This is a genomic window from Enterococcus sp. MMGLQ5-1, from assembly GCF_013155265.1.
Classification (GTDB): domain Bacteria; phylum Bacillota; class Bacilli; order Lactobacillales; family Streptococcaceae; genus MMGLQ5-1.
Window position 1 is genome coordinate 276,969 of the sequence record NZ_JABJXU010000001.1, and the last position, 13,366, is coordinate 290,334.

General features: G+C 36.6%; 12 protein-coding genes. 9 read left to right on the forward strand and 3 right to left on the reverse strand.

Features of this window, described 5'->3' with window-relative positions:
- Nucleotides 1-285: 285 nt before the first annotated feature.
- Together pheT and HOY35_RS01285 are read left to right on the forward strand one after the other, a co-directional pair.
- Nucleotides 286-2,694, forward strand: a complete 2,409-nt coding sequence (pheT, locus tag HOY35_RS01280) for a phenylalanine--tRNA ligase subunit beta (protein WP_172210209.1) — start codon at nucleotides 286-288, stop codon at nucleotides 2,692-2,694.
- Nucleotides 2,695-2,783: 89 nt separating this feature from the next.
- Entirely contained in the window at nucleotides 2,784-2,963 is a 180-nt protein-coding gene (locus HOY35_RS01285; RefSeq protein WP_172210210.1) for a hypothetical protein, read from the forward strand.
- Nucleotides 2,964-3,006: 43 nt separating this feature from the next.
- Here the strand turns inward: HOY35_RS01285 and HOY35_RS01290 are convergent, their stop codons facing one another.
- On the reverse strand, nucleotides 3,007-3,420 hold the full coding sequence (locus HOY35_RS01290; RefSeq protein ID WP_172210211.1) for a reverse transcriptase-like protein: 414 nt from the start codon (nucleotides 3,418-3,420) through the stop codon (nucleotides 3,007-3,009).
- A gap of 129 nt (nucleotides 3,421-3,549) precedes the next feature.
- On the opposite strand from HOY35_RS01290, the gene HOY35_RS01295 reads away from it, so the two are divergent.
- Nucleotides 3,550-4,032 (forward strand): EbsA family protein, encoded by a 483-nt coding sequence (locus HOY35_RS01295; RefSeq protein WP_172210212.1) that lies wholly within the window; start codon nucleotides 3,550-3,552, stop codon nucleotides 4,030-4,032.
- 61 nt (nucleotides 4,033-4,093) lie between these two features.
- Here HOY35_RS01295 and HOY35_RS01300 read toward each other — a convergent pair whose 3' ends face one another.
- Nucleotides 4,094-4,903, reverse strand: a complete 810-nt coding sequence (locus HOY35_RS01300) for a TIGR03943 family protein (protein ID WP_172210213.1) — start codon at nucleotides 4,901-4,903, stop codon at nucleotides 4,094-4,096.
- A 16-nt stretch (nucleotides 4,904-4,919) separates the two neighbouring features.
- Complete coding sequence (locus HOY35_RS01305; protein ID WP_172210214.1) at nucleotides 4,920-5,822, reverse strand: permease; 903 nt, start codon at nucleotides 5,820-5,822, stop codon at nucleotides 4,920-4,922.
- 192 nt (nucleotides 5,823-6,014) lie between these two features.
- Here HOY35_RS01305 and obgE point away from each other — a divergent pair, with 192 nt between their 5' ends.
- The 6 genes from obgE (at nucleotide 6,015) to metA (ending at nucleotide 13,167) form a co-directional block, all read left to right on the forward strand.
- Nucleotides 6,015-7,328, forward strand: coding sequence for a GTPase ObgE (gene obgE / locus HOY35_RS01310; protein ID WP_283770032.1), 1,314 nt, complete (start codon nucleotides 6,015-6,017; stop codon nucleotides 7,326-7,328).
- A 146-nt stretch (nucleotides 7,329-7,474) separates the two neighbouring features.
- A complete protein-coding gene (rnz, locus tag HOY35_RS01315; RefSeq protein ID WP_172210215.1) occupies nucleotides 7,475-8,398 on the forward strand; it encodes a ribonuclease Z in 924 nt (307 codons plus the stop codon).
- On the forward strand, nucleotides 8,395-9,168 hold the full coding sequence (locus HOY35_RS01320; protein ID WP_172210216.1) for an SDR family oxidoreductase: 774 nt from the start codon (nucleotides 8,395-8,397) through the stop codon (nucleotides 9,166-9,168). The genes rnz and HOY35_RS01320 overlap by 4 nt, the downstream gene beginning before the upstream one ends.
- A 28-nt stretch (nucleotides 9,169-9,196) precedes the next feature.
- A complete protein-coding gene (recJ, locus tag HOY35_RS01325; protein ID WP_172210217.1) occupies nucleotides 9,197-11,455 on the forward strand; it encodes a single-stranded-DNA-specific exonuclease RecJ in 2,259 nt (752 codons plus the stop codon).
- 41 nt (nucleotides 11,456-11,496) lie between these two features.
- Entirely contained in the window at nucleotides 11,497-12,009 is a 513-nt protein-coding gene (locus tag HOY35_RS01330) for an adenine phosphoribosyltransferase (RefSeq protein ID WP_172210218.1), read from the forward strand.
- A gap of 216 nt (nucleotides 12,010-12,225) precedes the next feature.
- A complete protein-coding gene (metA, locus tag HOY35_RS01335; protein WP_172210535.1) occupies nucleotides 12,226-13,167 on the forward strand; it encodes a homoserine O-succinyltransferase in 942 nt (313 codons plus the stop codon).
- The last annotated feature ends 199 nt before the right edge of the window (nucleotides 13,168-13,366 follow it).

A 13,366-nucleotide genomic window follows, 5' to 3' on the forward strand; every position in this document is an offset into this window, starting at 1 on the left:
ACGACGTAGAAAAAGGTGCTTTCTCTCTCTGATTAAAACTGTGAAAAATAGAAGAGTCATTCGTTTATTCAGTCAGACATTTCTGTCTGACCGGATGACGTATCTATTTGAACAGTTTTGAGAAAGAAAGCCCGTCAAAGCTGGCTGTTTACGCTTTTTAGGCAATTTAGCCTGTAAATTATGAGCATTACGAAAGCGGTAAGAGCTTTGGTCCCACCTCCAATTGTTATTCAATTTAGAATTAATATTAAAAGAATTTGCTGAAAAATTTGAAAGGAAAAATAAATGTTAGTCTCATATAAATGGTTAAAAGAATTAGTGGCAGTAGATGTCCCGTCTGCTGAATTAGCAGAAAAAATGTCAACTTCTGGAATTGAGGTTGAAGGTGTCATCCAGCCTAATAAAGGCTTAAGCAACATTGTAGTTGGTTTTGTTAAAGAATGTGTGCCCCACCCGGATAGTGATCATCTATCTATTTGTACTGTAAATGTTGGAGAAACCGATGATTTGACAATCGTTTGTGGTGCACCGAATATCAAGGCTGGTATTAAGGTAATTGTTGCTTTAGTAGGTGCTAGAATTGCTGATAATCATAAAATAAAAAAGGGTAAAATTCGCGGTATTGTTTCACTTGGTATGATTTGCTCATTGCAGGAGTTAGGGATTGCTGAATCTGTCGTACCCAAGCAATTTGCCGAAGGGATTTATTATTTGCCGGATAATGCAGTTATCGGTCAAGCAGTAGATACCTATCTAGGAATTGACGACGAAATAATTGATTTATCAATAACACCTAATCGAGCTGATGCTCTTTCTATGAGAGGTGTTGCTCACGAGGTTGGCGCAGTTTATAATTTACCGGTTTCTTTTGAGCCCAAGCAAATCAGGGAAAATGCGCGTCAAGCTACTGAGTTATTATCAGTTAAAATAGAAAATCCGACCGATGCCCCAACCTATCAAATGCGAATTATTGAAAACGTAACAGTTCAACCTAGTCCTGTCTGGCTGCAAAATCGTTTAATGTTAGCAGGTATTCGCCCGATTAATAATGTTGTTGATGTGACTAATTTCGTTTTATTATATTTTGGTCAGCCATTACATTCATTTGACTTTGATAAGTTCAAGGGTAATCAAATCGTAGTGAGGCGTGCGAACGATCAGGAAAGCTTAACAACCTTAGATGGCGAAAAGCGTCAATTAAGCGCTGAAGATTTAGTGATTACAAATAATAATGAGCCCGTAGCCATAGCAGGCGTGATGGGTGGAGAAGCTACTGAAATTGATAATCAATCGAAAACAGTCGCTCTTGAAGCAGCATTGTTTGACCCTCAGCTTGTTCGTAAAACGTCACAGAAGTTTAATTTGCGCAGTGAAAGCTCGGCTCGCTTTGAAAAAGGAATCAATCAGGCGACTGTTAATGAAGCCTTAGATTACGCCGCTCAAATGATTGCTGAACTTGGACAGGGTGAAGTGCTTTCAGGTACGATTTCATCTGGAGCCTTTAAAGCAAGCTCTATTGACGTTGGTACCACTGTTTCTAAGCTAAATCGTAGCCTAGGAACTGATTTAGCTTTAACAGAAATTGTTTCGATTTTTGAACGTTTAGGCTTCAATGTCCAAACAATTGGTGAAGATATTATGGTAACAATTCCGCCACGTCGCTGGGACATTAAAATTGAAGCGGATTTAGTTGAGGAAGTGGCACGTATTTATGGTTATGATAAATTGCCTTCTACTCTACCGGTTGGTCAAACATTGATTGGTGAATTGACGGCAAAACAAAGGTTGATGCGTCAATCCCGTGAATTACTTGAAGGCTATGGACTGACTGAAACAATTTCATACGCCTTAACAACAGTCGATAAGTCTTGCCAATTTGCATGGCAGCCCTCAAATTTAACTGCGCTTGACTTTCCAATGAGCGAAGAGAGAAGTGTTTTGCGCCAAAGTATTATTACAGAAATGCTCACAAGTATTAGCTATAATCAGGCACGTAAGAATAAAAATATTGCTTTCTATGAAATTGGAAAGGTGTTTGAGCAAAAGCATGATCCAAAGAAAAATTTACCTACTGAAAATACACATATTGCAATTGCGCTTTCAGGTAATCGCTTGGCGAAGGATTTTCAAACAGAAGAAACTGCTTATGATTTCACTTATTTAAAAGGTATTATTGAGAGTTATTTTTCTGCTTTAAATATTTCTGTGGCATTTGAGAAGTATACAGAGCTTGAAGAAATGCATCCGGGCAGGACAGCAAGTATTTTACTCAATAATCAAATGATTGGCTTTCTTGGTCAGATTCATCCCAAAATGGCTAAAGCTTTCGCCGTTGAAGCAACCTATGTGGCAGAGTTTGATTTACAAGCAATTTTGGCGGTCAATGAACCAATTATTTTTAGTGAAATTTCAAAATTCCAAGCGGTTAATCGTGATATTGCCTTTTTGGTTGACGAAGCTGTGACTTATCAGGCTGTTTTAGAAGTGATTCAATCAGCTAAAACCAATCTATTAAAATCAGCTCGATTGTTTGATATTTTCCAAGGTGACAAATTACCACAGGGTAAAAAATCACTTGCCTATCGTTTAGTTTTTGAAAGCAGTGAGGCAACACTGACGGATGAACAAATTGAACAGGCAGTTAATAAAATTACTAAACAATTGGTGAATCAATTAGGTGTAGAAATTAGATAAGCAGCACGATAGAAAACGTTTTCATTTTATGCGATTATTCGGTATAATTGATTTATATTGAGAAAGCAGATTAAAATGGAGGACTTCTAATGGATAAACAACAAATGATTTATAAAATGCAACAGCTTGCACATAATCAGGAGCGAATTGAAGCGATATTTGTTCGTGAAAAGGATGACCATCGTGCTGAAATTGCTAAGGTTAAACGAATCATGTATGAAAACTTTGCTGAGCTTTTAGAATCATGGTTGGATCAGCCAATCAGTTAGCAAGCCAAGCTAAAAGGCAAACACTGAATTTTGGGTGTTTGCCTTATTTTTTTGCTTTTTTATTTTTTTGTTTGAGCTGACTCAGCTTCTTTTTTGCCAGTGTGTCTGCTCCCTTATTTTTGGCCTCAGGCAGCCATTGAAGCATTAGCATTTTAAATTCCGTTATAAGTAGATTAAATGTTGCCAACGCCTCTGTTAAATTATTATTTTTGCTATAATTTTTTTCAACGGCAAGTGCAACAGCCTTTGAATCAGTATAAATAAAAATGATTTCGTTTTGCTTGTGATGCTCAAGCAACCAATTCATAGCGATTAATAGCATCTCAAATTCGGCAGCATGGTTTTCTGTAGCAGTTAAACAATATTGTTTTTGAATTTGCGCGCCATTTTCAACAATTAATAGCCCCCCGGCAGCCTGAATTGTATCCGTTGCAGCATCAATGTAAATCTTTAGCATTTTTAAACCAGACTCCTCAATTTTTTTGTTATAATGATTATAACTAAAAATGATACAATAAGATACCGAATCAAATAGCAATTATTTGAGAGAAATGACATTTATAATTAATAGAAAGTTGGCAGCTAGATGATCAAAATTTTTGGAAAAATACGTTATCATTGGCAACCGGAATTGTCAATTAGCATTATATATTGGAGTATTACTTTTTCACTTATTTTTTTAGCAATGATTTTAACGCTGGAAAAAACACAAATTTCATCGACCGCCTTTATTATTTTTGCACTTTTTCTAGCCTTGGTTAGCATGGGCTTTCATCGTTATTTTTTATTGACTGATCAGGGTGAATTAAAGATTATGGCAATTCGTCCCAAAAATAGATTGGTTATTAAGCTATCTAGCATTGAAAAAATTCAAGTAGGTAGTAAGGGGATTATTCTTTTTATTCCGGACTACTCAAAAGGTCGTATTTTTTATATGAGAAAATGGCACCGAGAACCATTTATTGAAGCATTATTGAAGGCCGAGCCAAGCATTCCAATTCAAAAGATTAATGGCTTTAGCCATTATTTTGATAAGGGCAATCAGCCGAAGAAAAAGGTTAATGATTAGTATTTTAAATCGCAAAAAGGGGGTGGGACTTATTGATGTCACACCCTCTTTTTTAATGGCACTAGAATGCACGGTATACATATTGATTTTTCGGTGTTGAGATTTCTTTAACGGTCTCGACTTTGATAGAGGGCAAATTACGCTTAAAGGGCTTATAATAATCGGTTTGGATTGTGCCACTAACATTGAGCCACTGGTTATTTTTAAAGCTTTTAGCTTCTTCAAATTGAGTCAATAGGCCAAATACGCCTGAATCAGCAATACAATGAATGATGCCAAAGCGGAATAGAAAAACGTTATGTGCTTGATCTGTTGGATCTAGATAAACAAAGCCAGACATTTCAATCTGCTTACCTGAAAATTCACTAGGAAAATCATAAATTGCTTCCATTACTTCCATATAATTTTCTGAGGTGACCGTAATAACGTCGTTATTTAAATATTTTTTCTTAACCTTTTCCATCATATCGCTGTAATCCGATTTAGTAAAATAAAAGCTTGTGTCAGGCTGTAAATACTGTGTTTTTACTTGGTCGTCACCTGTTGATTCTTTGCTTAAGGGAAAGTTAAATCCTTTAGCGTCAACAATTGCTGCATCGAGAGAAACTGTTGGAAAAAATAAGCCGATTAATAACGGGACTGACATAATTAATAGGGCAGTGGTACGCTGGAATTTGGTTGTTAGATGGCTGCTTTGCTTGTTGTTTTTTACCCATAAATACATTTGGACAATAGCTAAAATTAATGAAAGAATCATGCTTAAATAAATCAAGTAATTGTAGTGCGCATTGATATATTGGTCCAATTTACCTGTAATTTGCAGGTACATCATTAACTCAAAATAACCACTTAATATTAAAAATCGAATCATAAATTACGCTCGCTTCCTAAATAATTAATGCAAAGACAATAGTTAATACAGTGACGGCACCTACAAATTGAATGATAAATTTTCGTTTAAAATAACGATTCATCATTAAAATATTTTTGATGTCGACCATTGGTCCAAAGACGAGAAAGGCAGTAACAGGTGCGATTCCAAAGAGGCTTAATAATGATGAGCCGATAAAGGCATCTGCTTCAGAGCATAGAGATAAGACAAATGCGAAGGCAATCATTACTAAGATTGCTGAGAATTTATTGGTAGCTAGCGTTGAAATCATTTTTGTCGGAACATAGACCTGCATAATACTGGCTAGTGTGGCACCAAAAATTAAAAATCTGCCTGTATCAAAAAATTCATCAACGGCATGGATCAAACTTTCACCAATCTTTTGAATGACTGTCGCCTTTTTTTGATGATGGTGATCGTGAGTCATTTTTTGGGTACGTTCAGAAATTTGTTTAAGTATACTTTCAGGTTGAAAGTAAGCTAGATATAGAGCAAAAATGATGGCGACAAAGAGTGCACCGCCAATTCTTAACAATGGAAACTTAAAACTATTGCCGAAGGCGATGTAGGTTGAAAAAATAACTACTGGATTAATAATTGGTGCCGTCATTAAAAATGCAATTGCTGTTTGATTTGGTACTTTTTTTTCTAAAAGTCGATTAATAATTGGTATAATACCGCATTCACAGCTTGGAAAGAATAGCCCAAGAAAGCAGCCAAACAAAATAGATAAAATTTTATTTTTAGGTACAATTCGATTAACCTTTTCTGGTGTTAAAAAGATATGTAAAAAGCCAGATACCAAACAGCCAAATAAGACAAATGGTAATGCTTCAATAATAATAGACATAAAAATTGTAGCGCATTGAAGCACTTTTTCCGGTAATGAATTTAGCATAGTTTCTCCTTATAATCGGTTATTTATAAGAATAAACGCTTTTTAAAATAATTCAAGCAAAAATAAAGAAAATTAAATTATAAGCACTTTGTAATTCAGCTCTATTCAGTATATACTTAATAATGTATGTGCTTTTTATAGTAAATGAATTAACCGATTCATTAATTGAATCTGAATAGGCGAGGAATAAATATGTCAATGTTTTTAGATAGTGCGATAATAGAAGTAAAAGCAGGCAAAGGTGGCGATGGTATGGTTGCCTTTCGTCGAGAAAAATATGTACCTGATGGCGGGCCAGCTGGTGGTGATGGCGGGCATGGTGGTAGTGTTATTTTAAAGGTTGATGAGGGTCTAAGAACGTTAATGGACTTCCGCTTTAATCGCCATTTCAAAGCTAAGCCTGGTGAAAATGGTATGAGTAAGGGAATGCACGGTCGAGGGTCAGAGAATTTAATTGTACCCATACCTCAAGGAACAACAGTTAAGGATGCTGTAACTGGTAAGATTCTTGGCGACTTGATAGAAAATGGTCAAGAGCTTGTTGTAGCGAACGGTGGTCGCGGTGGTCGTGGCAATATTCGCTTTGCCAGTCCAAAAAATCCTGCACCTGAAATTGCTGAAAATGGCGAACCGGGTGTTGAGCGAAAAATTGAGCTTGAATTAAAGGTTTTAGCCGATGTTGGTCTTGTTGGTTTTCCATCGGTTGGTAAGTCAACATTATTGAGTGTGATTTCATCTGCTAAGCCTAAAATTGGCGCCTATCATTTCACGACCTTAGTACCTAATTTAGGAATGGTTCATTTGAATGATGGTCGTAGCTATGTTGTTGCTGATCTACCTGGCTTGATTGAAGGGGCTTCTAGTGGGGTTGGTCTAGGCACGCAATTTTTAAAGCATATTGAAAGAACTCGTGTTATTTTACACATTGTTGATATGAGTGCTGAAGAAGGGCGTGATCCCTTTGAAGATTATAAAATAATCAATCAAGAGATGGAGCAGCATAATTTACGTTTGCTCGAGCGACCTCAAATTATTGTTGCCAATAAAATGGATATGCCGAATGCTAAAGAAAATCTAACTGAATTTAAGAAAAAATTGTTAGCAGGTATTGATGAATATGCTGAACAGCCCTTGATTTTTGAAATTTCAGCATTGACGCAGCAAGGCCTGCAGCCCTTGCTATCAGCTACGGCAGATTTGATTGAGAAAACGCCAGAGTTTCCACTTTATGAATTAGAGGATTTGGCAGCAGATGAGATATATTATGGCTTCGATGAAGGGGATGTTGGCTTTGAAATCCAACGAAATCCAGATACGTCTTGGGAGCTTAGCGGCGATAAATTAGAAAAGCTCTTTAAAATGACTAATTTTGATCATGACGAGACAGTGATGCGCTTTGCAAGACAGCTTCGTTCAATGGGTGTTGATGAGGCCTTACGTGAACGTGGTGCTAAGGATGGTGACTTAGTTCATATCGGTAATTTTACCTTTGAATTTGTTGATTAATCAAGATTATTAGTTATTTATATTTTTGAAATTTCAGCTTGAATTAGTAGTTGTATTTTAAATTAGACGACTTGGGAGTCTGTTAGGACTCCCATGATTTTTTGATTAATTAAGTTAAATTAATCAATGGTAAGAGGAGTTTTAACATGGAAATTCAATTTTTAGGAACGGGTGCTGGAATGCCCGCCAAGCATCGAAATGTTTCTAGTTTAGTTTTAAAATTACTTCAGGAAAGAAATGAAGCCTGGCTCTTTGATTGTGGTGAAGCAGCTCAAATTCAAATACTACATACAACAATCAAGCCACGAAAGATTAATAAAATATTTATTACGCATTTACATGGGGATCATATTTTTGGTCTGCCCGGTTTATTAAGCTCAAGAACCTTTCAGGCTGGTGAAATCCAGATGCCGTTGACTGTTTATGGTCCAGTAGGCATTCAAGCCTTTATTGAAATGGCTCTGAAAATTTCACAAACTAAGCTTGGTTATCCTATTGAGTTTCATGAATTAAAAGCAGAAGGTGTTATATTCGAGGATAGCAGCTTCCGGGTTGAAACTGCTAAGCTAGCGCATGGTATTCCCTGCTTTGGCTATCGAATCATTGAAAAAGATAAGACTGGCGAGCTGCAGGTTGATAAATTACAGGCGTTGGGCGTGCTGAGCGGCCCAATTTATGGCAAAATTAAATCGGGACAATCAATTGAAGTTGACGGTAAGACCTATCCTGCTAGTGATTTTATTGGTGAGACTAAGCTAGGTAAAATTGTTACGATACTAGGTGATACCAGAAGAACGGAAAAGAGCATCGCTTTAGCTAAAAATGCTGATGTCTTAGTTCATGAAGCAACCTATGGAGAGTCCGATCAAAAGCTTGCCTATCGACATTTTCATTCAACTAGTGTTGATGCTGCCAAAATTGCTCAGGCAGCTGGTGTCAAACAATTATTGTTAAATCATATTAGTGCCCGTTTCACGATTAAAGGTATGTATGAACTTGAGCGAGAGGCAAAACAAATATTTAAGCAAACTAAAATTGTTCGAGACTTAGAGGAAGTGGAGATTAAATGAGAAAAGAAGTTGCATTAATTACAGGTGCATCAGGCGGTCTTGGCTCAGAGCTTGCCAAGCAATTGCAGGGCTTTAAGACAATTATTCTAGTTGGTAGAAACAAAGCAAATTTATCTGCAGTGGCTAAGAGTATTAGTCAAGAAACAGAGGTTGTTATCCTACCTTGTGATCTAAGCCAGCGTACCGAAATTGAAGCCCTGGCAGCAAGTGTCATTGAAAATTATAAACAAATTGATTTATTAATTAATAATGCGGGCTTTGGCGAATTTAAATATTTTTCGGAATTTGAATTAGATGAGATTGATCAGATGTTCAAAGTGAATGTTTTAGGCTTAATTTACTTAACTCGTCTTCTAGCTATACCGATGATAAAAAGTCAAAACGGTCATATTATTAATATTGCATCAATGGCTGGCAAAATCGCTTCAAGCAAATCAACGATTTATTCAGCGACTAAGTTTGCAGTGATTGGCTTTTCAAATGCGCTACGTTTGGAGCTAGCACCTTTTGGAATATTTGTGACCACAGTTAATCCGGGTCCCATTGCAACCGGCTTTTTTGAGCATAATGAAAATAATCGAGCTTACTTAGCAAGAGTTCAAAATTTAGCACTTAGGCCTGAAAAGGTTGCTCAAAAGATTGTGGCAAGCGTTGGTTATAATAAACGGGAAATTAATTTACCAGCTTATTTAGAATGTGCGGCTCGTTTATATCAGTTATCACCAAAAATCGGTGATTTTTTAACTGCTAAGGTATTTAATTTCAAATAGTTTTGCTGTTTTAGAGAGGAGGGGCAATTTGTTATCTAAGTTTCAATGGCAGCTTGCACCTGAGATAAGTATCAAGTCTGAGCAAGCATTATACAGCCAAGCAGCAATTGATCCGATTGTTGCAAGATTACTTGCTAGTCGTGGTATCAATAGTGAAGAAAAGCTAACGGCCTTTTTGAATCCTAATTTTTCTGCATTGCATGATCCTTTCTTATTAAACGATATGCAAAAAGCGGTTGAACGGATTAATCAAGCGATTAATGCTGGCGAAAATATTTTAATCTATGGTGATTATGATGCAGATGGCATGACCAGCACTTCAGTTTTAAAGGAAGCCCTTGATGAATTAGGCGCTGAGGTCATAACCTATTTACCAAATCGTTTTACAGATGGTTATGGCCCAAATAAAGAGATTTATCAATATTATATCGATAACGAGAAGGTCAGTTTGATTGTGACCGTTGATAACGGTGTGGCCGGTCACGAAGCAATCGAATACGCGCAAAATAATGGTGTTGATGTGATAGTTACAGATCATCATGGCTTACCTCAAACCCTGCCCAATGCTTATGCAATTATCCATCCAGAGTATCCTGATTCTAGCTATCCATTTAAATATTTAGCGGGTGTTGGGGTTGCCTTTAAGCTATCGACTGCTCTATTAGGCTATCCGCCGGTTGAATCCTTGGATTTGGTGGCGATTGGTACAATTGCCGATATGGTTTCGTTGACTGATGAAAATAGAGTGTTGGTTAGCTTAGGTCTGGCACAGCTGAGGGTAACCGAACGAGAAGGCTTAATTGCCCTTTTTAAATTGGCAGGTGTTCATTTAAGTACAATTACTGAAGAGACGATTGGCTTTCAAATCGCACCACGCTTGAATGCTCTTGGGCGTTTAGATGACCCAAATCCAGCAGTAAGTTTACTGACTAGCTTTGAGGATGATGTTGTTGAAATTGCTGAAATGATTGAAGCGAAAAATACTGAACGTCGAGCAATTGTTGAGCAAATTAGAGAAGAAGCCAGCGAGCTGTTGGATTTAACCCAGTCAGTTCAAATATTGGCTAAGGCAAATTGGCATCCGGGTGTTTTGGGTATCGTTGCTGGGAACATCGTTGAGCAGACTGGTAAGCCAACCATTCTACTAACAATTGAAAATGGGATTGCTAAAGGCTCGGCAAGAAGTGTTGACTCGCTTGATTTATTTGCCGCATTAGACGCTCACCGAGAGCTATTTATTGCCTTTGGCGGTCATGCAGGTGCCGCGGGAATGACCCTAGATGTGGCTAATTTAGAAAAATTGCAAACTGTTTTGAATGATTATGTTGAGCAAAATCAGCTTGATTTAACGCAAAAGAAATCATTATTGATTGATGAAATCATCAAAGTAAGTGAAGTAGACCTTAAACTGATTGAAAATCTCAATCAATTGGCCCCTTTTGGTATGGATAATCCCAAGCCGATTTTTGAATTTGAGGCTGTTAAGACCTCCTTTGCCAAAGCGATAGGCGTCAATGAAGCGCATTTAAAGCTAAAAATTTCAGATGGACAGGCTGAATTACCAGTTATTGCCTTTAATTATGGTACAAAAAAGGATTTGCTAGAGCAGGCTAGCCAATTTAATATTGTCGGTACCTTATCTATCAATGAGTGGAATGGTCAAAGCTTTCCTCAACTGATGATGCAGGATTTTTCAATTGAAACCGTCCAAGTTCTTGATTTGCGAAGCAAGCATAAAAGCTTGCCTGATCAGGCGGATTATCTTGTTTTTAATTCAAAGCTAAAAGCAAAAATCAGTGATAAAACGCTTGTATCCATTGATGAAACAGCACGCTCAGGTAGCTTGGTAGTTGTGGATACTCCAGAAGAACCACTTGCACTAACTGACTTTATTAATAAAAATAATTATCAATTAATTTATTTTAAAAATATGATTCTACAGCCTAAATATATTAATGGTGTCGGGACGAGAGCACAATTTGAGCGTCTTTTTAAGGTAATTAATCAATATCCAGAATTTGATTTGCGGCATAAGCTTAAGGCGCTGGCGCAGTATTTAAAAATAGAGCAAGAGCTATTAGTTGATATGGTTAAGGTATTTCAAGAGCTGGGCTTTGTCATTATTTCTGAAGGGATTATGCGACCAGTTCATTCGCCTGAGAAAAAAGAAATTTCATCAAGCTTAGTTTATCAAAAACGTTGTCAAGCAGTTCAAATAGAAAAATTTTTTGCACTAGAGGATGTTCAAATCATTTATAAAAAAATAGTAGATGGATTAGAAGATTAATGCCTTATTAATCTGAAAATTATCATAAGGAGAATTTATTAATGGATTTAAAGAAATATATTGCGACAATTAAAGATTACCCTGAAAAAGGCATTTTATTTCGTGATATTACGCCCTTAATGGCAAATGGTGAGGCATTTTGCCAAGCAACACATGAGATTGTTGAATATGCTAAGGAAAAACAGATTGATATGGTTGTTGGTCCAGAGGCGCGTGGCTTTATCGTTGGCTGCCCAGTTGCATATGCGCTTGGGGTTGGCTTTGCGCCAGTTCGTAAACCGGATAAATTGCCAAGAGCAACTGTTCAAGCAGAGTATGAAAAAGAGTATGGAACAGATATTCTTACCATGCATCAAGATGCGATTCAACCAGGCCAGCGTGTCTTAATTGCTGATGATTTATTGGCAACTGGTGGTACGGTTGTCGCAACGATAGAGATGATTGAAAAATTAGGTGGGATTGTGGCAGGCTGTGCCTTTTTAATTGAATTAGATGAATTAAAGGGCCGTGAGAAAATCAAAAATTATGATATCAAGACATTAATGCACTTCTAAATTTTGATATAGTTATTTACTATGGCGAGCAATAGAATAATACTTTTTGTCATTGGCTAGCAAACATCATAGAATGTTAGTATGGCAGTTTTATATCCAGAAAAAAGAGATTAAAAAGCTGTATAACTTGTGAACAATGGATTTTTCCTTTATAACGGTTAGTACGGTTTTTTTTGGATTAGCTATAGTTTTAAATAAGAGAAATGAGGAATGCAAATGCCAATTAATGTGCCTGCTGGCTTACCAGCAATTCAAGAGTTAAGAAAAGAGAATATCTTTGTAATCAGCGGTTTAAGAGCGCAGCATCAAGATATTCGGCCTCTAAACATTCTAATTTTAAACTTGATGCCAAGAAAGTTAGTGGCAGAAACTCAGCTGCTGCGTTTATTATCAAATTCGCCTTTACAGATTAATATTGATTTACTTTATATGGAAACACATGAAACCAAAAATACAGCCAAAGCACATTTAGATAGTTTTTATTACGGCTTTGATGAAATAAAGGATAAATCATACGATGGTTTAATTGTGACTGGTGCACCTGTTGAAAAGCTTGATTTTGAATCTGTTGATTATTGGAAAGAGCTTACTCAGGTTTTTGAATGGCGGAGGACCCATGTTTATTCGACACTTTATATCTGCTGGGGCGCGCAAGCAGGTCTTTATTATCACTATGGTATTGACAAGCATCTGAGAAGAGACAAGCTTTCTGGCATTTATTCGCAAAAAATTGAGCCGATTGCTACTAATATCGAGCTGTTTAGAGGCTTTGAAGAACAGTATTTTTCACCACATTCTCGGTACACAGAAGTAGTTGAATCAGAGGTCAGGGAAAAATCAAATTTAGAAACTTGGGTTAAGGATGAAAAAGCAGGCTTATCAGTAATTGGCTCAAAGGATTTAAGGGAAATCTACGCCTTTGGTCACCTTGAATATGACAAAGATACTTTGGCATATGAATATTGGCGTGATCAAGCCGCTAATTTAAAGCCAGATATTCCGGAAAATTATTTTATTGATGATCAGCCAGAGAAGGGAGCCAGCTTTAAATGGAGTATGGCTGCCTCACTATTTTTCAATAACTGGCTTAATTATGCAGTTTATCAGAATACACCCTTTGACTTAAATCAGCTTAATCAATGGAATGCCTATTTATAATTTGTAGCTCTTATTTTTTCCATATTTAATTAACGCTACGAATCAAATGCTTTATTAATAAAATAGACTTGGTGATGTATATTGCATCACCTTTTTTGGTCTGGGCCAAAGCAATTGATTTCTGTTCAAATTTATAATAATGTATTGAACAGCAAACTTAGGTATAATGAATTAAGAATGACAATAATATTTTTGAGAT